The 22,049-nt window shown below is 67.5% G+C and carries 20 protein-coding genes and 2 tRNA genes; 17 read left to right on the top strand and 5 right to left on the bottom strand.

The genetic code is table 11. The annotated features are described in order from the left end of the window. The first annotated feature begins 101 nt into the window (after positions 1–101). From gap to V7Z82_RS13035, 5 genes are all read left to right on the top strand, one after another. Positions 102–1,112: a type I glyceraldehyde-3-phosphate dehydrogenase gene (gap, locus tag V7Z82_RS13055; RefSeq protein ID WP_334151980.1), complete on the top strand. Its 1,011-nt coding sequence runs from the start codon at positions 102–104 to the stop codon at positions 1,110–1,112. A 10-nt stretch (positions 1,113–1,122) separates the two neighbouring features. Continuing rightward, the gene (locus tag V7Z82_RS13050; RefSeq protein ID WP_334151979.1) at positions 1,123–2,337 is read left to right on the top strand and encodes a phosphoglycerate kinase; all 1,215 of its coding nucleotides are present in this window, start codon (positions 1,123–1,125) and stop codon (positions 2,335–2,337) included. Beyond that, a complete protein-coding gene (gene tpiA, locus V7Z82_RS13045) occupies positions 2,328–3,119 on the top strand; it encodes a triose-phosphate isomerase (protein WP_334151978.1) in 792 nt (263 codons plus the stop codon). The genes V7Z82_RS13050 and tpiA overlap by 10 nt, the downstream gene beginning before the upstream one ends. A gap of 81 nt (positions 3,120–3,200) precedes the next feature. Next, entirely contained in the window at positions 3,201–3,449 is a 249-nt protein-coding gene (gene secG, locus V7Z82_RS13040; RefSeq protein WP_141871692.1) for a preprotein translocase subunit SecG, read from the top strand. Then, the gene (locus tag V7Z82_RS13035) at positions 3,449–3,802 is read left to right on the top strand and encodes an RNA polymerase-binding protein RbpA (protein WP_045280005.1); all 354 of its coding nucleotides are present in this window, start codon (positions 3,449–3,451) and stop codon (positions 3,800–3,802) included. The genes secG and V7Z82_RS13035 overlap by 1 nt, the downstream gene beginning before the upstream one ends. Before the next feature lie 63 nt (positions 3,803–3,865). Here the strand turns inward: V7Z82_RS13035 and V7Z82_RS13030 are convergent, their stop codons facing one another. Beyond that, the gene (locus tag V7Z82_RS13030; RefSeq protein ID WP_334151977.1) at positions 3,866–4,990 is read right to left on the bottom strand and encodes a hypothetical protein; all 1,125 of its coding nucleotides are present in this window, start codon (positions 4,988–4,990) and stop codon (positions 3,866–3,868) included. Positions 4,991–5,183: 193 nt separating this feature from the next. Further along, a tRNA-Gly gene (locus tag V7Z82_RS13025) sits at positions 5,184–5,257 on the bottom strand. Between the two features lie 110 nt (positions 5,258–5,367). On the opposite strand from V7Z82_RS13025, the gene V7Z82_RS13020 reads away from it, so the two are divergent. From V7Z82_RS13020 to V7Z82_RS12970, 11 genes are all read left to right on the top strand, one after another. Next, a tRNA-Pro gene (locus V7Z82_RS13020) sits at positions 5,368–5,441 on the top strand. 62 nt (positions 5,442–5,503) lie between these two features. Beyond that, positions 5,504–7,015 carry a trigger factor gene (tig, locus tag V7Z82_RS13015; RefSeq protein ID WP_334151976.1) on the top strand — a complete coding sequence of 504 codons (1,512 nt, stop codon included), beginning with the start codon at positions 5,504–5,506 and terminating at the stop codon, positions 7,013–7,015. A gap of 70 nt (positions 7,016–7,085) precedes the next feature. Beyond that, the gene (locus tag V7Z82_RS13010) at positions 7,086–7,568 is read left to right on the top strand and encodes a tetratricopeptide repeat protein (RefSeq protein WP_334151975.1); all 483 of its coding nucleotides are present in this window, start codon (positions 7,086–7,088) and stop codon (positions 7,566–7,568) included. 79 nt (positions 7,569–7,647) lie between these two features. Then, positions 7,648–8,244 (top strand): ATP-dependent Clp protease proteolytic subunit, encoded by a 597-nt coding sequence (locus V7Z82_RS13005; RefSeq protein WP_334151974.1) that lies wholly within the window; start codon positions 7,648–7,650, stop codon positions 8,242–8,244. 20 nt (positions 8,245–8,264) lie between these two features. Further along, the gene (locus V7Z82_RS13000) at positions 8,265–8,906 is read left to right on the top strand and encodes an ATP-dependent Clp protease proteolytic subunit (protein ID WP_334151973.1); all 642 of its coding nucleotides are present in this window, start codon (positions 8,265–8,267) and stop codon (positions 8,904–8,906) included. 154 nt (positions 8,907–9,060) lie between these two features. Then, complete coding sequence (locus V7Z82_RS12995; RefSeq protein ID WP_334151972.1) at positions 9,061–9,996, top strand: sugar-binding transcriptional regulator; 936 nt, start codon at positions 9,061–9,063, stop codon at positions 9,994–9,996. Between the two features lie 29 nt (positions 9,997–10,025). After that, complete coding sequence (deoC, locus tag V7Z82_RS12990; RefSeq protein WP_442927638.1) at positions 10,026–10,994, top strand: deoxyribose-phosphate aldolase; 969 nt, start codon at positions 10,026–10,028, stop codon at positions 10,992–10,994. A gap of 10 nt (positions 10,995–11,004) precedes the next feature. Beyond that, the gene (locus V7Z82_RS12985; protein WP_334151970.1) at positions 11,005–12,447 is read left to right on the top strand and encodes an aldehyde dehydrogenase family protein; all 1,443 of its coding nucleotides are present in this window, start codon (positions 11,005–11,007) and stop codon (positions 12,445–12,447) included. Further along, positions 12,444–13,313, top strand: a complete 870-nt coding sequence (locus tag V7Z82_RS12980; RefSeq protein WP_334151969.1) for an aldehyde dehydrogenase family protein — start codon at positions 12,444–12,446, stop codon at positions 13,311–13,313. The genes V7Z82_RS12985 and V7Z82_RS12980 overlap by 4 nt, the downstream gene beginning before the upstream one ends. Before the next feature lie 157 nt (positions 13,314–13,470). Further along, complete coding sequence (gene clpX / locus V7Z82_RS12975) at positions 13,471–14,739, top strand: ATP-dependent Clp protease ATP-binding subunit ClpX (protein WP_045280014.1); 1,269 nt, start codon at positions 13,471–13,473, stop codon at positions 14,737–14,739. Continuing rightward, positions 14,736–15,272, top strand: coding sequence for an NUDIX hydrolase (locus V7Z82_RS12970; RefSeq protein ID WP_334151968.1), 537 nt, complete (start codon positions 14,736–14,738; stop codon positions 15,270–15,272). The genes clpX and V7Z82_RS12970 overlap by 4 nt, the downstream gene beginning before the upstream one ends. Before the next feature lie 20 nt (positions 15,273–15,292). Here V7Z82_RS12970 and V7Z82_RS12965 read toward each other — a convergent pair whose 3' ends face one another. From V7Z82_RS12965 to valS, 3 genes are all read right to left on the bottom strand, one after another. Beyond that, positions 15,293–17,347: a M3 family metallopeptidase gene (locus V7Z82_RS12965; protein ID WP_334151967.1), complete on the bottom strand. Its 2,055-nt coding sequence runs from the start codon at positions 17,345–17,347 to the stop codon at positions 15,293–15,295. 78 nt (positions 17,348–17,425) lie between these two features. Further along, entirely contained in the window at positions 17,426–17,641 is a 216-nt protein-coding gene (locus tag V7Z82_RS12960; RefSeq protein WP_334151966.1) for a hypothetical protein, read from the bottom strand. After that, positions 17,641–20,232: a valine--tRNA ligase gene (gene valS, locus V7Z82_RS12955; protein WP_334151965.1), complete on the bottom strand. Its 2,592-nt coding sequence runs from the start codon at positions 20,230–20,232 to the stop codon at positions 17,641–17,643. The genes V7Z82_RS12960 and valS overlap by 1 nt, the downstream gene beginning before the upstream one ends. Before the next feature lie 170 nt (positions 20,233–20,402). Between valS and V7Z82_RS12950 the strand changes: the two genes are divergently transcribed. Next, positions 20,403–22,016, top strand: a complete 1,614-nt coding sequence (locus V7Z82_RS12950; protein ID WP_334151964.1) for an ABC transporter substrate-binding protein — start codon at positions 20,403–20,405, stop codon at positions 22,014–22,016. The last annotated feature ends 33 nt before the right edge of the window (positions 22,017–22,049 follow it).

Here is a 22,049-nt window from a genome sequence, read left to right as displayed (position 1 = left end):
GCGAGCCTGGCTCGCCGGGACGCCATCTCAGCCAAAAACCCCCCGCGCTCCGCGCCCAGAAATGTCGTACGGAGCGCATCACGAGAAACAGGGAGACCTGAGTGTCTGTCAAGATCGGTATCAACGGCTTCGGCCGTATCGGACGCAACTACTTCCGCGCGGCTCTCGCGCAGGGAGCGGACATCGAGATCGTCGCGGTCAACGACCTCACCGACAACAAGACCCTTGCCCATCTGCTGAAGTACGACTCCGTGGGCGGTGTCCTCGACGCGCAGATCAGCTACGACGACGACAGCATCACGGTCGACGGCAAGCAGATCAAGGCGTTCGCGGAGCGCGACCCCGCCAACCTCCCGTGGGGTGAGCTGGGCGTCGACATCGTCATCGAGTCGACCGGCTTCTTCACCAAGGCAGAACTCGCACGCAAGCACATCGATGCAGGCGCGAAGAAGGTTCTCATCTCGGCACCGGGCACCGGCGTCGACGGCACGTTCGTCATGGGCGTGAACGAGGACACGTACAACCCGGAGACGGATCACATCATCTCCAACGCCTCGTGCACCACGAACTGCCTCGCTCCGCTGGCGCAGGTCTTCAATGACGCGTTCGGCATCGACCGCGGGTTCATGATGACGGCTCACGCCTACACCGCAGACCAGAACCTGCAGGACGGCCCGCACAGCGATCTCCGTCGTGCACGCGCCGCCGCGATCAACATCACCCCGGCCTCCACCGGTGCCGCCAAGGCCATCGGCGAAGTGCTTCCGGAGCTCCAGGGCAAGCTGAGCGGCTCGTCGTACCGCGTTCCGGTTCCCACCGGCTCGATCGTCGACCTGACGCTGATCACGGACCGTGAGAACCTGACGGTCGACGAGGTCAACGAGGCGTACAAGAAGGCCGCGGCCGAGGGTCGCCTCGCCGGCTTCCTGCAGTACAACGAGGACCAGATCGTCTCCAGCGACATCGTGCACAACCCGCATTCCTCGATCTTCGACTCGACGCTGACCAACGTCAGCGGCAACCTGGTCAAGGTCTCCAGCTGGTACGACAACGAGTGGGGCTACTCCAACCGTCTCGTCGACCTGACCGAGTACGTCGCCGAGCGCATCTAAGCTCCGACACATGACTCTGCGCACCCTGGACTCACTGGGTTCGCTCGAGGGCAAGCGCGTCATCGTCCGTTGTGATCTCAACGTCCCGCTTCGGGATGGGATCATCACGGACGATGGCCGTGTCCGCGCCTCGCTGCCGACCCTCAACGCACTCATCAACGCGGGCGCCCGCGTCGTGGTGTGCTCGCACCTCGGACGCCCCGACGGTGCGCCCGATCCCCAGTACAGCCTCGAGCCGGTGGCTCAGCGGTTGTCCGAGCTCCTCGGCGCCCCCGTCGCGTTCGCTCGCGACACCGTCGGAGAGTCCGCCAAGGATGCCGTGGAGTCCCTCGAGGACGGCGGAGTCGTCGTCATCGAGAACCTGCGATTCAACGCGGGCGAGACCGCCAAGGACGACGCGACGCGCGCGGCCTTCGCAGCCGAGCTCGCCGAGCTCGGCGACGTGCTCGTGTCCGACGGCTTCGGCGTCGTGCACCGCAAGCAGGCGAGCGTCTACGAGCTGGCCGAGCTGCTGCCGTCTGCAGCCGGCCTGCTCATCGCGGCCGAGCTCGACGTGCTCGACCGTCTGACCGAGAACCCGGAGCGCCCCTACGCGGTCGTGCTCGGGGGATCGAAGGTCAGCGACAAGCTCGGCGTCATCTCGCACCTGCTGCCGCGCGTCGACCGCATCCTGGTCGGCGGCGGCATGCTGTTCACCTTCCTCAAGGCGCAGGGCCACGCCGTGGCATCCAGCCTCTTGGAAGAGGACCAGCTCGAGACCGTCCGCGGCTACATCGCGGAGGCCGCAGAGCGCGGCGTGGAGCTCGTGCTGCCGACCGATGTCGTCGTTGCCGCCTCGTTCGGCGCGGACGCCGCGCATGAGGTCGTTGCAGCCGATGCGATCGAGTCGACCGCGTTCGGAGCATCCGGGATCGGCCTGGACATCGGCCCGGAGACGGCGGCGACCTTCGCCGAGGTCATCCGCGGCTCGAAGACCGTGTTCTGGAACGGGCCCATGGGCGTGTTCGAGTTCCCGGCATTCGCTGCCGGCACCAAGACGGTCGCTCAGGCGCTCACCGACGTCGACGGCCTCAGCGTCGTCGGCGGAGGAGACTCCGCGGCGGCCGTGCGTCAGCTCGGATTCACCGACGACCAGTTCGGTCACATCTCGACCGGCGGCGGCGCAAGCCTCGAGTTCCTCGAGGGCAAGAAACTACCCGGCCTGGAGGTGCTCGGATGGGCGTAACCGCTCGTACCCCGCTGATCGCGGGCAACTGGAAGATGAACCTCGACCACCTGCAGGCGGTCGCGTTCGTGCAGAAGCTGCACTGGACGCTCAAGGACGCCAAGCACGAGGACGGCTCGGTCGAGGTGGCGGTCTTCCCGCCGTTCACCGACATCCGCAGCGTGCAGACGCTGATCGATGCCGACAAGATCCCGTTCGCGCTCGGTGCGCAGGACATCTCGGCGCACGACTCCGGTGCGTACACCGGCGAGGTGTCGGGCGCGTTCCTGGCGAAGCTCGACGCGAAGTACGTCATCATCGGGCACTCGGAGCGTCGTGAGTACCACGCGGAGTCCGACGAGGTCGTGGCGTCGAAGGTGCAGGCTGCGCTGAAGCACGGGCTCGTTCCGGTGATCTGCGTCGGCGAGACCTCGGAGGACCTCGAGAAGTTCGGCGCCAGCGCGGTGCCGGTCGGTCAGCTCGAGGTCGCGCTCAAGGGCCTTCCGTCTTCGGCCGACATCGTCGTGGCGTACGAGCCGGTCTGGGCCATCGGCTCCGGACAGGCGGCGACGCCGCAGCAGGCGCAGGACGTCTGCGCCACGCTGCGCGGCGTGGTCGCGAAGGTCCTCGGCGACGAGGCGGCGGCACGCACCCGCATCCTCTACGGCGGATCGGTGAAGGCCGCGAACATCGCGAGCTTCATGCGCGAGCCCGACGTGGACGGCGCACTGGTCGGCGGCGCGAGCCTCGTGGTCGACGAGTTCGCGGCGATCATCCGCTTCGAGAAGCACGTCGGCGTGTGAGTGCGGCGGGGCTTCGGCCCCGCTGCACCGTATACTTGACCGTTACGGGGGCGCTCCTGCCCCAGCGAAAGGCTCTTTCTCGTGGCAATTCTTGAGTTCGTCCTGCAGGTGGTGCTGGGTATCACCAGCGTCCTGCTGACTCTCCTCATCCTCCTGCACAAGGGGCGCGGCGGCGGTCTATCCGACATGTTCGGCGGAGGCATGACCTCGGCGGTCGGTTCGTCCGGCCTCGCCGAACGGAACCTCAACCGGTTCACTGTCGTGCTTGCTCTGGCGTGGTTCGTCGCGATCGTGGCACTGGGCCTCATCACGAAGTTCGAGGTGATCTGATGGCTACCGGTGGTAACGCAATCCGAGGTACCCGTGTCGGTTCCGGCCCCATGGGGGAGCAGGACCACGGGTATCACGCAGACCGCATCGCGGTGACGTACTGGGACGGGCTCGGCAACGAGACCACCCGCTACTTCGCTGCGGGGCTCCCCGAAGAGGAGATCCCGGAGACGATCGACCACCCGCAGTCGGGTCTGCCCGCGGGCCGCGACAAGGCGAATCCTCCGGCTCTCGCGAAGGCGGAGCCGTACAAGACGCACCTCGCGTACGTGAAGGAGCGCCGCACCGACGAAGAAGCCGTCCAGCTTCTCGACGATGCCCTGACCCAGCTGCGCGAGCGCCGGGGTCAGTGACGTCCATCTGACACGAGAAGGGGCCGCCGCGAGTGATCGCGGCGGCCCCTTCTGTGTTCTCGCTCAGCGGCAGCCGGCTGCCGCGTCGATGTAGCTCTGCGGTGGATAGCCGTAGGCCCAGACGCCGTTCGCGTCGTCGGTGTAGCCCATGCTGATCGCCCAGGCCGTGGCCCACTTCTCGATGCTGTCCTGCGTCGACGCGTCGTACATATCGGCGCACTTGACGCTGATCGCATGCCCGACCTCGTGCACGACGAGTGCCTTGCTCCGGTCAGCCGGCCACTGCTCGGCGACCGAGTTGGAGAGCAGGATCACGGCGCGACCAGGCTCATCCCACCACCACGTGGTGTATCCGCCCATGCCGCCGTCGTCGCCGTATCCGTTCACGATCGGGGCCCAGTCGAACTCGAGCAGCACGCCTGGCGCGATGGAACGGGCGAACGCCTCGATCTCGAGCCGGGCGTTGTACAGCGGCCCTGCCTTCTCGGCGAGCTCGGCGTTCTCGGATTCGATGAGCTGTGCCGCCGCCGTCTGCAGGCTGCTGAAGCTGTCGGCAGCCTCCTGGTCGATCACGATCGTCGTCGAGACGGCCTCAGCCGCGTTGCGAAGAGCGATGACGTTGTCGTTGCGTGCCGACACATGTGCGGACTCGAGTCCTGTCGCATTCGCCGCAGCGACGCCGAGTGTCGTGATGGCGGCATCGGTGAGCGACGTGGTGGCTGCGTCGATCTCCTCCGACTCGTCGCCGAGACGTGCGGTCAGGGTGTCGAGCTCTTCGCGGTCCGCGGTGAGAGCGCTCGCCTCGCCGTACAGCTCCCAGAACCAGGTCGGCTTCTCACCGGGGGAGGGGATCGGTTCGGCGAGCGTGCGCTCGACGGCTGCGGCGACCTCGGATGCGGAGGTGCCGGCCGCAGCGAGCGCCTCATGCGACGCCGGGTCGACGAGTGCGCCGGTGTCGCTGTCGAGGATGAGGGTCGCGGCATCCGTGCTGCTCACCAGCACCTCGTTCGCATCGCGCACCGTGGACTTCGCCTCCGATGCAGTCGATGCCGTCGCGGTGAGCTGCTCTTCAGCATCGTCGTAGCCGAGGTTGGCGGTGAGCTGGAGCGCACCGATCGCCACGGCTGCGACGACGGCTCCCAGGATGCCGAACAGGAGGCCGGGGCGCTTCTTCCGTGTCCGCGCCACCGGCGATGCCGAAGCGGAGAATCGTGCTGGGAGTGCATGACCTCCAGGCGCACCGTCGAATCGGCTCTGACTCGGGTTCACGTCGGGCACAGCATCCTCCCCCTGGCCCGCGCGCAGGACCGGCGCCGACCTTGCGAGAAGTCTAGCCAGGAAGCGGAAAAGCCCCCGCTGACAGCGAGGGCTTTCCGAAACGTGGAGGGGCTGACGAGAATCGAACTCGCATCATCTGTTTGGAAGACAGAGGCTTTACCACTAAGCTACAGCCCCGGATCCGAGCCACCGGAGTGACGTGGAAACCGACCTCTCGATCATAGCGGACTGTCGAGGGCGCTCGCGTCCGTTAGACTCGGTGGGGCTGAATCTGCATGCGGATTCCCCGGGGCGTAGCTCAGTTTGGTAGAGCGCCCGCTTTGGGAGCGGGAGGTCGCAGGTTCAACTCCTGTCGCCCCGACACGGCTCGACAAGCCTTCAAGCCGCGTGTCAGCGCGGAAACCACAAGGAGAACACACCAGCATGGCGAACAGCACCGTCGAGAAGCTGACCCCGACCCGGGTCAAGCTCAGCATCACGGTCACCCCGGACGACCTCAAGCCGAGCATCGCTCACGCATATGAGCACATCGCTCAGGACGTCCAGATCCCCGGATTCCGCAAGGGCAAGGTCCCCGCGCCGATCATCGATCAGCGCATCGGACGCGGCGCGGTCATCGAGCACGCCGTCAACGAGGGCCTCGACAAGTTCTTCCGCGAGGCGAGCGCAGAGCACAAGCTCCGCGTCGTCGGCCGTCCGGCAGCGGACATCACGCAGTGGCCGAACGAGAAGGACTTCTCCGGCGATCTGCTCGTCGACATCGAGGTGGACGTCCGCCCCGAGATCGAGCTCCCCTCGTACGACGGCATCACCGTGACCGTCGACGCTGTCGAAGCGGATGACGCAGCACTCGACGCCGAACTCGACAACATGCGCGCCCGCTTCGGCACGCTCGTCCCCGTCGACCGCCCCGCGGCCAAGGGTGACTTCGTCGAGCTCGACCTCGTCGCCACGATCGACGGCACCGAGATCGACCGCGCCGAGGGCGTGTCGTACGAGATCGGCTCCGGCGAGCTGCTCGAGGGCATCGACGACGCGATCGAGTCACTCACCGCCGGTGAGGACACCACGTTCCGCTCGGCTCTCGTCGGCGGCGACCACGCCGGTTCCGAGGCCGAGGTCTCCGTGAGCGTCAAGGCAGTCAAGGAGCGCGAGCTTCCCGAGGCCGATGACGAGTTCGCGCAGATCGCGAGCGAGTTCGACACGATCGCCGAGCTGCGTGCCAGCCTGGCGGAGCGCGTCGCGCAGCAGGGCGTGTTCACGCAGGGTTCCGCCGCGCGCGACAAGCTCGTCGAGGTACTGCTCGAGCAGATCGAGATCCCCGTGCCGCCGAAGCTCATCGAGGACGAGGTGCACAACCACCTCGAGGGGGAGAACCGCCTCGAGGACGACGTGCACCGCGCCGAGGTCACCGAGGCGAGCGAGAAGCAGTTCCGCACGCAGGTGCTGCTCGACACGATCGCCGAGCAGGCCGATGTGCAGGTCTCGCAGGAGGAGCTCAGCCAGTACCTCGTGCAGTCCGCTGCGCAGTACGGCATGGCTCCCCAGGAGTTCGTCGAGGCGCTGCAGTCCTCGAACCAGCTCCCGGCTCTCGTCGGTGAGGTCGCGCGCAACAAGGCGCTCGCGATCGCACTCGGCAAGGTGAAGGTCGTCGACACCAACGGCAAGCCCGTCGACCTGTCCGACTTCATCGTCACGGACGACGAGGCCGAGGCGGCAGACGAGGCTCCGGCCGAGGAGAAGCCGGCCAAGAAGGCTCCGGCCAAGAAGCCGGCCGCCAAGAAGGCTCCGGCCAAGAAGGCGGACGCTGCCGAGGCCGAAGAGCCCGCAGCCGAGAAGGCACCGGCCAAGAAGCCCGCTGCCAAGAAGCCTGCTGCCAAGAAGCCTGCTGCCAAGAAGGCACCCGCGAAGAAGGCCGCCGACACGGCGGAGTGATCGCGAAGCGATTCTGAGAGGGGCGGATGCTGCGGCATCCGCCCCTCTTTCGTCACACGAGGAGGACAACATGAACGACTGGGATTCCCGGGTGGCCGAGATCTGGGCCGACGACACCCTGACCGACCAGGAACGGATCGCGCGGATCGACGCCGTGGCCGCCGAGCGGCCGCAAGACGACGCTCGAGCGCTGTTCGAGCGCGCGGGTGCACGAGACTCCGCCGGCATCGAGACCGAGGCAGAGCCGCTCTACCGCGCCGCGCTGGCTGCAGGACTCGACGAGGAGCATCGCCCCCAGGCGGTGATCCAGCTCGCCAGCACGATCCGCAATCTGGGACGGGTCGACGAGTCGCTCGAGATGCTGCGCGCGGAATACGAGCGGGGCGGGCCCTTTCAGGATGCCGCCGCGGCGTTCTACGCGCTGGCGCTCGTGTCGCGCGGCGATGCCGTGCAGGGAGCATCGATCGCCCTCACCGCCCTCGCACCGCACCTGCCGCGATACACCCGATCGGTCACCGGATACGCGAGCGAGCTCACGGGTCCGCCACGCTGATATGCCGACGGCGAACACGGCCTGAGCGCCGCGTCGTCGCCGGTAGATTCGAAGCACGAACACGGAAACAGGAGCTGAAATGGCTGCAGAACCCCTTGTCGCGACGAGCGTCTTCGACAGGCTGCTGAAGGATCGCATCATCTGGCTTGGTTCAGAGGTGCGTGACCAGAACGCCAACGAGATCTGCGCGAAGATCCTTCTTCTCGCCGCGGAAGACTCAGAGAAGGACATCTACCTCTACATCAACTCGCCCGGTGGCTCGATCACCGCAGGCATGGCGATCTACGACACGATGCAGTTCGTCCCGAACGACATCGTGACCGTCGGTATCGGCATGGCGGCATCGATGGGCCAGCTGCTGCTCACCAGTGGCACCAAGGGCAAGCGCTACATCACGCCGAACGCACGTGTTCTGCTGCACCAGCCGCACGGTGGCTTCGGCGGCACCTCGAGCGACATCCAGACGCAGGCGCAGCTCATCCTCTCGATGAAGAAGCGCCTCGCCGAGATCACGGCGTCGCAGACCGGCAAGTCGGTCGAGCAGATCAACGCCGACGGAGACCGCGACCGCTGGTTCACGGCCGACGAGGCCCTCGAGTACGGCTTCGTCGATCACATCCGCGAGCACGCCAGTGACGTCGCCGGCGGCGGCGGCACCGCGGACGACGCAGAGTAATCCGGATTCGAGAGGACACCATGAACACGCCCACTTTCCAATCCGCAGGCAACATGCCTTCCAGCCGCTACGTGCTCCCGCAGTTCGAGGAGCGCACGGCATACGGGTTCAAGCGTCAGGACCCGTACAACAAGCTCTTCGAAGACCGCGTGATCTTCCTCGGTGTGCAGGTCGACGACGCGTCGGCCGATGACGTGATGGCGCAGCTGCTCGTCCTGGAGAGCCAGGACGCCGAGCGGGACATCACGATGTACATCAACTCGCCCGGTGGCTCCTTCACGGCCATGACGGCGATCTACGACACGATGCAGTACGTCGCGCCGCAGATCCAGACCGTCGTGCTCGGCCAGGCGGCCTCCGCTGCCTCCGTGCTGCTCGCGGCCGGTGCGCCGGGCAAGCGTCTCGCGCTGCCGAACGCACGCGTGCTGATCCACCAGCCCGCCATGGGCGAGGCAGGGCAGGGTCAGGCATCCGACATCGAGATCCAGGCGGCGGAGATCCTCCGCATGCGCACCTGGCTCGAGGAGACCATGGCCAAGCACACCGGCCAGCCGGTGGAGAAGGTGAACCGCGACATCGATCGCGACAACATCCTCTCGGCCGAGCAGGCGCTCGAGTACGGCATCGTCGACCAGGTGCTCACGACGCGCAAGCGCGTCTGAGCGACCTTCGCGAAGGGGCGGCAGTCATCACGACTGCCGCCCCTTCGTCGTGCCAGCGGCAGATGTGCACCCCGCATGTGGGCGATTGCTCATATGAGCAGAACGATGCACGGAAGGGCGATCCGCCGTACGCTGGACACGGAAGGAGGATGCCGTGAACGAAGAGTTGCTGATGGTCCGGATCGCCGAGCTGTACTACGACGAGGACAAGACCCAGGACGAGATCGGCGCCCTCCTCAAGGTGTCGCGCTGGAAGGTGGGCCGTCTGCTCACCCAGGCCCGCGAACGCGGCATCGTCCGCATCGAGATCGTGCACCCTCGGGCTCGTCGCCTCGGCCTCGAGCGCCTGCTCGTCGAGCGCTACGGCCTTGCTGAAGCCGTCGTCGTGCCCTCACCGGACGGCGATGATGGCACGCTCGAGCGCGTCGCCCAGGCGGCCGCCGACTATCTCACGGCGCTCCGTCCCGTTCCCCGCACGCTCGGCGTGAGCTGGGGGCGCACGCTTCGGGCCGTCGCTGAGGCGCTGCCGGACGGCTGGGCCAGCGGGGTCACCGTCGTGCAGCTCAACGGAGGAGTGAGCCTCAACCGCCGCTCCGGTGGCGCCGCGGGCCTCGCAGTCACGATCGCCCAGCGGGCGTCCGGCCACGTCTCGCTGCTGCCGAGCCCCGCGATCCTGGAGCGCGTCGAGACCAAGCAGGCGATCGAGGCGGATCGCACCGTCGCCGGCATCCTCGAAGAGGCGGCCGAGGCGCAGGCGTTCCTGTTCACCGCGGGCCCGAGCGATGCGAGCTCCGCTCATGTCGAGAACGGCTACCTCTCCGTCGAGGATGTCGAAGAGCTCGCACGCCGCGGAGCGGTCGGAGACGTCCTCGGACGCTACGTCGACGCCGAGGGCAACATCGTCGACTCGCAACTCGACGCCCGCACGGTCGGAGTCGGCCTGGATCGCCTGCGCGCAGCGCAGCGTGCGATCTTCGTCACGGCCGGCCGGGCCAAACATGACATCGCGCGTACGGTCGTCGCCAGCGGCCTGTGCAGCGTTCTGGTGACCGATGAGACCACAGCACGAGCATTGTTGGAGGAACAGTGACGACCCAAGAACTGAGCCGCAGGACGGCGGTGGATGTCCTCGGCGGTGAGCCGGACGACGCCACGCTGCGCCGCTTCCTGCATGGACTTCCCGGTGTCGACGCGGTCGGGCTGGAGCAGCGCGCTGCCGGCCTGGGCACGCGGTCGATCAAGACCACGTCGAAGGCCTGGGCCCTCGACACGATCATCAAGCTGATCGACCTCACCACGCTCGAGGGGTCTGACACCCCCGGCAAGGTGCGTTCGCTCGTCGCCAAGGCGAAGAACCCGGATGCCGCTGACCCGTCGACCCCCAGGGTCGCCGCCGTCTGCGTGTACGGCGACATGGTGCCGGATGCGGTTGCCGCTCTCGGTGCGCTGCACGGCGACCCGGACGACGGGTTGATCTCGGTCGCCGCCGTCGCGACCGCGTTCCCGAGCGGACGCTCGTCGCTCGCGATCAAGCTCGCCGACACGGCCGAGGCCGTCGCGGCCGGCGCAGACGAGATCGACATGGTGATCGACCGCGGGGCGTTCCTGTCCGGCCGCTATGGACTCGTCTACGACCAGATCGCCCAGGTCAAGGACGCATGCCGTCGTGAGGACGGCTCCTACGCCTCGCTCAAGGTGATCCTGGAGACCGGCGAGCTCAACACCTACGACAACATCAAGCGGGCCTCCTGGCTCGGCATCCTCGCCGGTGGCGACTTCATCAAGACCTCCACGGGCAAGGTGCAGCCGGCCGCGACGCTGCCGACCACGCTGCTGATGCTCGAGACCGTACGCGACTGGTACCGCGGAACGGGCGAGAAGATCGGTGTGAAGCCGGCCGGCGGCATCCGCGCATCGAAGGATGCCGTGAAGTACCTCGTCACCGTCGCCGAGACGGTCGGCGAGGAGTGGCTCCAGCCGCACCTCTTCCGCTTCGGCGCATCGAGCCTGCTGAACGACGTGCTGCTGCAGCGCCAGAAGCTCACCACCGGCCACTACTCCGGCCCCGACTACGTCACGATCGACTAGGAGCGCACATATGTCATTCCTGGAATACGCGCCGGCTCCCGAGTCCACCGCGCTCCTGAACCTCAAGGACAGCTACGGCCTGTTCATCGACGGCGAGTTCGTCGACGGCACCGGCGACAGCTTCACCACCATCTCGCCGGCGACCGAGCAGCGCATCGCCGAGATCGCCTCGGCCAGCGACGAGGACATCGACCGTGCCGTCGCGGCAGCTCGCCGTGCGTACGAGAAGACCTGGTCGAAGATGAGCGGCCGCGACCGAGGCAAGTACCTCTTCCGCATCGCCCGCCTCGTCCAGGAGCGCGCCCGCGAGCTCGCGGTCGCCGAGAGCCTCGACAACGGCAAGCCGATCAAGGAGAGCCGCGACGTCGACGTGCCGCTCGTCGCCTCCTGGTTCTTCTACTACGCGGGCTGGGCGGACAAGCTCGACCACGCGGGCCTCGGGGCGAATCCCCGTGCACTCGGTGTCGCCGGTCAGATCATCCCGTGGAACTTCCCGCTGCTCATGCTGGCGTGGAAGCTCGCCCCGGCGCTCGCTGCGGGCAACACCGTCGTGCTCAAGCCGGCCGAGACCACGCCGCTGACCGCGCTGATCTTCGCTGAGATCCTGCAGCAGGCCGACCTGCCGGCCGGTGTCGTGAACATCGTCACCGGTGCGGGTGCCAGTGGAGCATCCCTCGTCCGCCACCCCGACATCGACAAGGTCGCCTTCACCGGCTCCACCGGCGTCGGGCGCGACATCGCCCGTGCGGTCGCAGGCACGAACAAGAAGCTCACGCTCGAGCTCGGTGGGAAGGCCGCGAACATCGTCTTCGATGACGCGCCGATCGACCAGGCCGTCGAGGGCATCGTGAACGGCATCTTCTTCAATCAGGGGCACGTCTGCTGCGCAGGCAGCCGACTGCTCGTGCAGGAGTCGATCCACGACGAGGTCATCGACCGGCTCAAGTCGCGTCTGTCGACGCTCCGTCTCGGCGACCCGCTCGACAAGAACACCGACATCGGCGCGATCAACTCCGCCGCGCAGCTGGCGCGCATCCGCGAGCTCAGCGACATCGGCGAGGCAGAAGGCGCAGAGCGCTGGACCGCGGATTGCGCGATCCCGGACAAGGGCTTCTGGTTCGCCCCGACGATCTTCACCGGCGTCGAGGCCTCGCACCGCATCGCGCGCGACGAGGTGTTCGGCCCCGTGCTGTCGGTGCTGACCTTCCGCACGCCTGCCGAGGCGATCGCCAAGGCGAACAACACCCCGTACGGCCTCTCTGCAGGCATCTGGTCGGACAAGGGCTCGCGCATCCTCGCGGTCGCCGACCGTCTGCGCGCCGGCGTGGTGTGGGCCAACACGTTCAACCGTTTCGACCCGTCGAGCCCGTTCGGCGGATACAAGGAGTCCGGATACGGCCGCGAGGGCGGACGTCAGGGCCTCACCGCGTACCTCAAGGGAGCCGCATCATGAGCAAGCGACCCAATGCCAATGACCGGCTCAGTGTGCCGAAGACGTACAAGCTCGCGATCGGCGGGGCGTTCCCGCGCAGCGAGTCCGGCCGCACCTACGAGGTGCTGTCGCCGAAGGGCGCATTCCTCGCGAACGCCGCCCAGGGCTCGCGCAAGGACGCCCGTGATGCGGTCGTCGCCGCGCGTGCTGCGGTGAAGGGCTGGTCGGGAGCGACCGCCTACAACCGCGGACAGGTGCTCTACCGTGTCGCGGAGGTTCTGGAAGGCCGCCGCGCGCAGTTCATCGACGAGATCGTGGCACAGGAGGGCGTCTCCTCCTCCGCCGCGGCGTCGCAGGTCGACGAGGCCATCGACCTCTGGGTCTGGTACGCGGGCTGGTGCGACAAGTACGCCCAGGTCGCTGGCAACGCCAACCCGGTCTCCGGGCCGTACTTCAACATCTCCGTGCCCGAGCCGACCGGTGTCGTGGCGATCATCGCTCCGCAGGACTCCGCGCTGCTCGGTCTCGTCTCGGTCGTGGCGCCTGCCCTCGTGGCGGGGAACACGGTCGTTGTGGTCGCGAGCGAGCGGCATCCGCTCTCCTCGATCAGCCTCGCCGAGGTCCTCGCCACCAGCGATGTGCCCGGGGGAGTCGTGAACGTGCTCACCGGCTCGCCGGCCGAGATCGCTCCGTGGCTCGCCTCGCACCAGGACGTCAACGCGCTCGATCTCGCCGGCGCCGGCAGCCTCGATTGGGTCGACCTGCAGATCGCCGCCGCCGACACGCTGAAGCGCGTGCTCACGCCTGGCGATGTCGTCGCGTCTCCCGAGCGCATCACCGCGTTCACAGAGATCAAGACCGTGTGGCACACCAAGAGCATGGTCTGAGGAATCGGATGCGGAGGGGCCGGGGTGCGCGCGAGCGGCCCCGGCCCCTCTGTCGTGTTCCGACGCGTCGCCGGCAAGTCCGTTCCAATGCGTCCAGGTGTCGGATGCAGCGGTTAGGCTCGGATGACGATCTCTGGATCCCCCTAGGAGGACGCGCATGGCCCGTATCGGTGAAAGCGCTGACCTGTTCAAGTGCTCATTCTGTGGAAAGAGCCAGAAGCAGGTGCAGCAGCTCATCGCTGGCCCCGGTGTGTACATCTGCGACGAATGCGTCGAGCTGTGCAACGAGATCATCGAGGAGCGGATGGCAGAGTCCTCCGCCGACGGTGTGGCCGAGTTCGAACTGCCCAAGCCGCGTGAGATCTTCTCGTTCCTCGAGGAGTACGTCGTCGGTCAGGAGCCGGCGAAGCGTGCGCTCTCGGTCGCGGTCTACAACCACTACAAGCGCATCCGCGCCCATGGCACCCTGCAGACGGCGGAGCAGAAGGCCGAAGAGGTCGAGATCGCCAAGAGCAACATCCTGCTGATCGGACCGACCGGCTGCGGCAAGACCTACTTGGCGCAGACGCTCGCGAAGCGGCTGAACGTGCCCTTCGCGGTCGCGGATGCCACCGCCCTCACCGAGGCGGGCTACGTCGGTGAAGACGTCGAGAACATCCTCCTCAAGCTCATCCAGGCCGCCGACTACGACGTCAAGCGTGCCGAGCAGGGCATCATCTACATCGACGAGGTCGACAAGATCGCCCGCAAGGCGGAGAACCCCTCCATCACGCGCGACGTCTCCGGTGAAGGCGTGCAGCAGGCGCTGCTGAAGATCATCGAGGGCACGGTCGCCTCGGTGCCGCCGCAGGGCGGCCGCAAGCACCCGCACCAGGAGTTCCTGCAGATCGACACGACGAACGTGCTGTTCATCGTCGCCGGTGCGTTCGCCGGCCTCGAGGACATCGTGTCGTCCCGCGTCGGCAAGCACGGCATCGGCTTCGGTGCTCCGCTGCACGACAAGACCAAGGACCTCGACCTCTTCAGCGAGGTGCTGCCGGAGGACCTGCACAAGTTCGGACTGATCCCGGAGTTCATCGGTCGTCTGCCCGTCGTCACGAACGTCTCGCCGCTCGACCAGGACGCGCTCATGGAGATCCTCACGGGTCCCCGCAACGCGCTCGTGAAGCAGTACCAGCGCATGTTCGAGCTCGACGGTGTGCAGCTCGAGTTCGACGAGGAGGCGCTGCGGTCGATCGCCGACCTGGCAGTGGAGCGCAAGACGGGTGCACGCGGACTCCGCGCGATCCTGGAAGACGTGCTCGGACCGATCATGTTCGAGATCCCCTCGGCCGACGATGTCGCGAAGGTCGTCATCACGCGCGCCTCGGTCGACGAAGGTGCGCCGCCGACCATCGTTCTGGAGCGCAAGCGCAAGAGCGCGTGACCGCTCGCCCCGAACCCTGGCAGGTCGTCTCCAGTCGGGTGGTCGTGGCGGATCAGTGGGTGCATCTGCGGGCGGACGACTGCCGCACCGTCGACGGGCGACGCATCGAGCCCTACTACGTCCTGGAGTACGGCGACTGGGTGTCGGTGCTGGCCCTGAACGCCGACGGCGACGCGATCCTGGTCGAGGAGTACCGTCATGGGGCCGCAGTGGTCGCGCTCGGCACCATCGGGGGTGGCATCGCGCCCGGCGAAGACCCTCAGGATGCTGCGATCCGCGAATTGCGTGAAGAGACCGGCTACGAGGCCGCAGAGATGGTCGACCTCGGGGTCACCTGGGCGAATTTCGGCAGCCAGACGGCCCGTGTGCACCACTTCCTCGCGCGCGGGTGCGAGCGGGTCGGCGAGCAATCACTCGACGCGAACGAGACCATCGCGGTGCACGTGCTCCCGATGGACGATCTGCGTGACCGCCTGCTGCAGAGCTATCACCAGTTGACCTGGTTCAAGGCGCGGGAGCGGCTCGCCCGCTGACCCGGCTCGCCCGGCGGGGCTCAGGCCTCGAGCCCGCGGCGCTGCAGCAGCGGCTCGATATCAGCGACGCGGCCGCGGAAGTCGTGGTACGCCTCGAGCGGATCCTTGGAGCCGCCCACACCGAGGAGCCGCTCGCGGAACCAGTCGCCGTTGTCGCGCGTGAGGCCGCGGTTCTCCTTGAACCACTCGACCGTGTCGGCGTCGAGGACCTCGCTCCAGATGTAGGAGTAGTAGCCCGCGCTGTATCCGCCGGAGAACACGTGCGCGAAGTAGGTCGACGAGTAACGGGTGGGCACCCTCGGGTTGTCGAGGCCGATGTCTGCGAGGGCATGCGCCTCGAATGCGGCGACGTCGTCGACGTCGGCATCCGCCCCGATCCGATGCCAGGCCTGATCCAGCCACGCCGCGGCGAGGTATTCGCTCGTGGCGTGCCCCTGGTCGAACGTCTCAGTGGCACGAAGCCGATCGACGATCGCCGGATCCAGCGGCTCGCCCGTCTCGAAGTGACGGGCGTAGTTGTCGAGCACCTCGGGCCAGAGGATCCACATCTCGTTGACCTGGCTGGGGAACTCCACGAAGTCTCGGAACACGTTGGTGCCGGCGAAGTGCGGGTAGGTCACGGTGGAGAAAAGACCGTGCAGCGCGTGGCCGAACTCATGGAACAGCGTCGTGACCTCGTCGAGCGTGAGCAGCGTCGGCTCGCCGTCACCGGGCAGGGGCACGTTGAGATTGTTGACGACGACCGGCGCGGTGCCGCGCAGCGTGGACTGGCTGACGATGGGGTTCATCCAGGCGCCGCCGCGCTTCGAGTCGCGGGTGTAGAGGTCGAGGATGTACAGGCCGAGCGCGCTGCCGTCGGCATTGCTGACCTCGAAGACCCTGGCACCGGGGTGGTACGAGGTGAGGTCGTGGCGCTCGACGAACGTCACGCCGTAGAGGCGTGTCGCCGCGAAGAAGACGCCGTCCTGCAGGACCCGCTCTGCTTCGAACCACGGGCGGAGGGCGCTCGTGTCGATGTCGTAGGTCGCAGCGCGGACCTTCTCGGTGTAGAACGCCCAGTCGTGGGATTCGACGGGGAACGGATCCGTCTCGATCTCGTCGATGATCGCCTGCAGCGACTGCTGCTCGGCGAGTGCGTTGCGAGCGGAGGGCGCGGCCAGCGCGCGGAGCATGTCCTCCACGGCCTGCGGGGTGCCGGCCGTCTCATCGGCCGTGACGTACGCGGCGTGGGACGGGTAGCCGAGCAGTGCAGCCCTCTCGGCGCGCAGGCGCACGATCTCGCGGAGGATCGGTCGGTTGTCGTTCGCGTTGTCCCGCGAGCCGCGCGCCTGCGACGCCTCCATGATGCGCCGACGAGATGCGCGGTCGCGCAGCTGCGCGAGATACGGGTGCCCGGTGAACAGGGTGAGCGAGACGAGGTACTTGCCGTCGAGACCCCGCTCGGCTGCGGAACGCGCGGCCGCCGAGAGCTCGCCGGCGCCGAGGCCGTCGAGTTCCTCCGCCGAGTCGAACACGACCGCGAGGTCGTTCGTGTCGGTGAGCAGGTTGCGCTCGAACGTGTTGCTGAGGGTTGACAGCTGTTGGTTGAGCAGCGTCAGGTGCGCCTTCGCCTCGTCGTCCAGCGCAGCGCCCGCGTGCGTCATCTCACGGTGGTGCCGCTCGACGAGGTAGCGCTGTTCATCGTCGAGCTCGAGCGTGTCGAGCTGGGCGTGCACCTGCTCCACGCGCCAGTACAGCGCGCTGTTCAGCCGCACGGCGTCGTCGTGCGCGGCCATGAGCGGCGCCAGCTGTTCGTCGACCGCCTGGATCTCCGGCGTCGCATCCGCGGAGCTCACCGTGTAGAACGCGTGCGCCACCCGATCGAGCAGTTCGCCCGCGCGCTCGATCGCCTCGACCGTGTTCTCGAAGGTCGGCATCGAGCGCACCATCGTGATCCGGGAGATCTCCTGCAGATGCTCTGCGAATGCGGCCTGGAACGCGGGGAGGTAGTGCTCTGGACGGATCGCGCGATAGTCCGGGATGCCGTAGGGGAGCGTCGAGGGCTGGAGCAGCGGGTTCGAGGCATCGGTCGTCATCCTCCGAGCCTAGCCACCGTGACTCGATCCGGGATGCACGAACCGCGTCGCAGCGGTCGCGACCGCGGCGTCGCCGAGTCAGTCCTCGAACGGGCGGGCGACGACGTCTCCGGATGCCGTCTGCAGGACCTCCCACCCGGCGTCGAGTTCGGCGATCGCTCGCCCCTCGAGCCAGGTGAGCGTCCAGTGACCCGTCAGGCCCCGCCCCTCGACCTCGGCGATCGCGGGCCGGAGCGAGGCCGGTACCGACGCGGGTGCCTCGGTACCGGTCGCCCAGCGCGTTCCGAGCTGCATCAGGACTCCTCGACGGGCGCGAGCTCGATCGCGGTGACCGCGAACGCCTCGGCCTCGCTGAACTCCAGTTCGGCGATGCGTCCGACGGCGCGGAGATCGTCTGCCGCTGCGCGCAGCGCCTCGAGCTTCGCGGCGGGAGCAGCGATCGCAGCACGCGCCACCGGCGTCTTCTGCGAGGCCTTCGCCTCGGTCTTCGCGCGACGGATGCCGATCAGCGCCTCACTCGCCGCTGCGAGCACGGCAGGGTCGCCGTCGAGGCCGAGCGCCTCCGGCCACGCGGCCGTGTGGATCGAACCCTCCTCGAACCACGACCACGCTTCCTCGGTCGCGAACGACAGGACGGGAGCCAGCAGGCGCAGCAGGGCGGAGAGCGCGAGACGCAGCCCGAGCGCGGCGGACGCCTGGCCCACATCGTTCTGGTTGTAGGCGCGCTCCTTCACGAGTTCGAGGTAGTCGTCGCAGAACGTCCAGAAGAACGCCTCGGTGAGCTCGAGCGCGCGAGCCTGGTCGTAGTTCTCGTACGCGGCGGTGGCCTCGGCGATCACGCGGTCGAGCGTCGCGAGCATCGAGGCGTCCAGCGCGTGCGTGACCTGTGCGCCCTCGGGCACCGGGAACGACAGCACGAACTTCGCGGCGTTCAGGACCTTGATCGCCAGGCGGCGACCGATCTTCACCTGCGTCGGGTTCTGCGGGTCGAATGCGGCATCCGTGCCGAGACGGCTCGATGCCGACCAGTAGCGCACGGCATCCGATCCGTGAGCGTCGAGGATGTCCGCCGGGGTGACCACGTTCCCCTTCGACTTCGACATCTTCTTGCGGTCCGGGTCGACGATGAAGCCGGAGATCGCGGCGTTGCGCCACGGCGCTCGGTCATCTTCCAGCGTCGATCGCAGCATGGTCGAGAACAGCCAGGTGCGGATGATGTCCTGGCCCTGCGGACGCAGGTCGAACGGCGCCGTGAGGCTCCACAGCTCCTCGTCGCGCTGCCAGCCACCGGCCAGCTGCGGGGTGAGGGAGGACGTCGCCCAGGTGTCGAGGATGTCGGCCTCGGCGTCGAAGCCCCCTGCGACGCCGCGCTGGTCTTCCGTGTACCCGGCCGGCACGTCGATCGTCGGGTCGATCGGCAGTGATGCGTGGTCAGGCGTGAGCACCCGGTCGTAGTCGCGGTCGCCGTTCTCGTCGAGTCCGTACCAGAGCGGGATCGGCACGCCGAAGAAGCGCTGGCGCGACACGAGCCAGTCACCGGTGAGGCCGCCCACCCAGTTCTCGTAGCGCACGCGCATGAAGTCGGGGTGCCAGGTGAGCTCCTTGCCGCGGCCGATCAGCTCGTCGCGCAGCTCGGCGTCGCGGGCGCCGTTGCGGATGTACCACTGGCGGGTCGACACGATCTCGAGCGGACGGTCACCCTTCTCGAAGAACTTCACGGCGTGCGTGAACTGCTTGCCGACCGCGGTGATGTCGCCGGTCTCCTGCAGCTTCTCGACGATGGCCTTGCGGGCGCTGAACACGGTCTTGCCGGCGAGCTCCGCCGCGTACCAATCCGCAGCCTCGGCGTTCGCGACCGACTCGGGAGCGGTCGGCAGGAAGCGTCCGTCCAGGCCGATCGTGGTCATGTTCGGCAGGTGATCGCCGCTCACCGTGCGCAGCTCGCGCCACCACACGATGTCGGTGACGTCGCCGAAGGTGCAGACCATGGCAGCGCCGGTGCCCTTGTCCGGCTGTGCGAGGTGGTGGCCGTGGATCTCGATCTCCGCGCCGAAGAACGGCGTGCGCACCTTCGTGCCGATCAGGTGCTTGTGCGGGCCCTCGGGGTGCGTCACGATCGCGATGCACGCGGGGAGCAGCTCCGGACGGGTCGTGTCGATCGCGATCGAGCCGGAGCCGTCCGCGAAGGGGAACTCGATCGTGTGGTACGCCGCCGGCTGGTCGCGGTCCTCGAGCTCGGCCTGCGCGATCGCGGAGCGGAAGTCGATGTCCCACAGCGTCGGCGCCAGGTCCTGGTATGCCTCGCCGCGCTCGATGTTGCGGAGGAAGGCGAGCTGGCTCTGACGAATCGTCTCGTCGGAGATCGTTCGATAGGTCTGGGTCCAGTCCACGCTCAGGCCGAGCTGACGGAACAGCGCCTCGAACTGCTTCTCGTCCTCGATCGTGAGGCGCTCGCACAGCTCGATGAAGTTGCGGCGGCTGATCGGCACCTGGTCGGCAGCGCGGCTGGACTTGTTGTCGCCGCCCTCGAACGGGGGAGTGAAGTCGTCGGTGTACGGCAGCGTCGGGTCGCACCGCACGCCGTAGTAGTTCTGCACACGGCGCTCGGTGGGGAGTCCGTTGTCGTCCCAGCCCATCGGATAGAACACGGTCTTGCCGCGCATGCGCTCGAAGCGGGCCTTCACGTCGGTGTGCGTGTACGAGAAGACGTGCCCGATGTGCAGGCTGCCGGATGCCGTGGGCGGCGGGGTGTCGATCGAGTACACGCCATCGCGGCCGGATTCGGCGGCACGAAGGCGGTCGAACAGATACGTGCCCTGCTCAGCCCAAGAGGTGTCCCACTTCGCTTCGAGACCTTCGAGGGCGGGCTTGTCGGGAATAGACATGACGGTCTCCTTGCGCGATGTATGCGGCACTGTGTGAGCGTGCCTGAGTGTGGGGTGTGCGACCAGTCTACCGAGCGGGCGAGATGTGTCGATCCGTCACTCTTCGACCCGGTGCAAGAATCACCCGTAGACTGGGAGGCATCCCGACCCGTTCGTTCTGAGGAACTCCCATGCCCGCAAGATCCGTGCGTCGACTCCTGCCCTTCGCCGCGCTCGCCGCCGCCGCCCTGCTGCTCAGCTCGTGCGCCGCACCCGGTTCGGAGTCCGGTGCCGACTCCGAGGTCGTCTGGTCGATCGAGGGTGCGAACCTCTCCGCCGGGCACATGGACCCGCAGGTCAGCCAGCTCGACGTCTCCGGCATGGTGCAGCGCGCTGTCCTCGACTCCCTGGTCTTCCAGGAGGACGACGGCAGCTTCTCGCCGTGGCTCGCGACCGAGTGGCAGGTCTCGTCGGACAGCACCGAGTACACCTTCACTCTGCGCGATGACGTGACATTCCACGACGGTGAGCCCTTCGACGCCGCCGCGGTCAAGGCGAACTTCGATCGGATCGTCGACCCCGACACGAAGTCCGCGCAGGCGGCGAGCATGCTCGGCGCCGACTTCTACGAGGGCACCGAGGTCATCGACGACCACACCGTGAAGGTCAGCTTCACGCAGCCGTATGCACCGTTCCTGCAGGCGGCGAGCACGCCGCTGCTCGGCTTCTACTCGCCGGCAGTGCTGTCGTCGACGTCGGCAGACAAGCTCAAGGCCGGAGGTCCCGGCATCACGGTCGGCACCGGTCCCTTCGAGCTCACCGAGTACACGCCCGACCAGGAGATCGTCTACACCCGCAACGACGACTACGCCTGGGGACCCCACGGCGAGAAGGCACCGGCATTCGAGACCCTCCGTGTCGAGATCCAGCCCGAGGCATCCGTGCGCGCCGGAGTGATCGAGAGCGGCGAGTCCGACCTCGCCAGCAACATCCCGCCGAACCTCGCGAAGGATCTCGGAGACGGCGTCACGGTGGACTCGATCGAGTACCCGGGCCTGCCCTACTCGCTGTATCTCAACGAGAAGTACGGCGTCTTCGCCGATGAGAAGGTGCGCCAGGCGTTCGCGCGCGGCATCGACATCGATGCCGCCGTCGACGAGATCTTCTTCGGCCAGTTCCCGCGCGCGTGGAGCATCCTCGGGTCGACGACGCCCGGCTACGACTCCGCGATCGAGGGCACCTGGGCGTTCGACCCCGACGCCGCGAACGCGCTGCTCGACGAGGCCGGCTGGACGAGCCGCGACGACGAGGGCTACCGCACCAAGGACGGCACGCGACTGTCGGTCCGCTGGATCGCGTACACGCCGGTGCCGGACGACCGCACCGCCCTCGCGAACGCGATCCAGGCCGACCTCAAGGAGATCGGCTTCGAGGTCGTTCGAGAGGTGCTCGAGCCCGGTGCCTACAACGCGCAGTACGGTCCGAAGACGTTCGACCTCACGGACTGGGGCTTCTCAGGTGTCGATCCCGACCTGCTGCGCAGTCACCTGCACACCGACGGCTTCCAGAACGCATCGCAGGTCTCCGACCCCGAGATCGACACCCTGCTCGACACGGCTGTGGCAGTGAGCGATCAGGGAGAACGCGACGCGCTCTACACGCAGCTGCAGGAGTGGAACGCGACGCACACGGCGATCGTGCCGCTGTACAGCCCGTCCGCGATCACCGCCGTGGGCGAGCGCATCTCGGGTCTGGACTACGACCTGTACGGCCGGCCGCTGTTCTACGATGTGACGGTCGGCTGAGCGCGGGGCGAATCCGCGGCGTAGAGGGGGGAG

The sequence above is a fragment of the Microbacterium sp. genome, assembly GCF_036823965.1.
In the GTDB taxonomy this organism is placed as follows: Bacteria; Actinomycetota; Actinomycetes; order Actinomycetales; family Microbacteriaceae; genus Microbacterium.
Note: the sequence above shows the minus strand (reverse complement) of the source record. Positions and strands in the feature narration are given on the sequence as shown.

Bases quoted from the DNA above. Each gene is read 5' to 3' on its own strand.
- tig (WP_334151976.1), top strand. From the start codon at position 5,504: ATGGCGAACAGCACCGTCGAGAAGCTGACCCCGACCCGGGTCAAGCTC.
- clpX (WP_045280014.1), top strand. From the start codon at position 13,471: ATGGCCCGTATCGGTGAAAGCGCTGACCTGTTCAAGTGCTCATTCTGT.
- V7Z82_RS12960 (WP_334151966.1), bottom strand. From the start codon at position 17,641: ATGCAGCTCGGAACGCGCTGGGCGACCGGTACCGAGGCACCCGCGTCG.
- V7Z82_RS12980 (WP_334151969.1), top strand. From the start codon at position 12,444: ATGAGCAAGCGACCCAATGCCAATGACCGGCTCAGTGTGCCGAAGACG.
- valS (WP_334151965.1), bottom strand. From the start codon at position 20,232: ATGTCTATTCCCGACAAGCCCGCCCTCGAAGGTCTCGAAGCGAAGTGG.
- V7Z82_RS13050 (WP_334151979.1), top strand. From the start codon at position 1,123: ATGACTCTGCGCACCCTGGACTCACTGGGTTCGCTCGAGGGCAAGCGC.
- V7Z82_RS13035 (WP_045280005.1), top strand. From the start codon at position 3,449: ATGGCTACCGGTGGTAACGCAATCCGAGGTACCCGTGTCGGTTCCGGC.
- V7Z82_RS12985 (WP_334151970.1), top strand. From the start codon at position 11,005: ATGTCATTCCTGGAATACGCGCCGGCTCCCGAGTCCACCGCGCTCCTG.
- V7Z82_RS13010 (WP_334151975.1), top strand. From the start codon at position 7,086: ATGAACGACTGGGATTCCCGGGTGGCCGAGATCTGGGCCGACGACACC.
- tpiA (WP_334151978.1), top strand. From the start codon at position 2,328: ATGGGCGTAACCGCTCGTACCCCGCTGATCGCGGGCAACTGGAAGATG.
- V7Z82_RS12950 (WP_334151964.1), top strand. From the start codon at position 20,403: ATGCCCGCAAGATCCGTGCGTCGACTCCTGCCCTTCGCCGCGCTCGCC.
- V7Z82_RS12965 (WP_334151967.1), bottom strand. From the start codon at position 17,347: ATGACGACCGATGCCTCGAACCCGCTGCTCCAGCCCTCGACGCTCCCC.
- V7Z82_RS13000 (WP_334151973.1), top strand. From the start codon at position 8,265: ATGAACACGCCCACTTTCCAATCCGCAGGCAACATGCCTTCCAGCCGC.
- V7Z82_RS13005 (WP_334151974.1), top strand. From the start codon at position 7,648: ATGGCTGCAGAACCCCTTGTCGCGACGAGCGTCTTCGACAGGCTGCTG.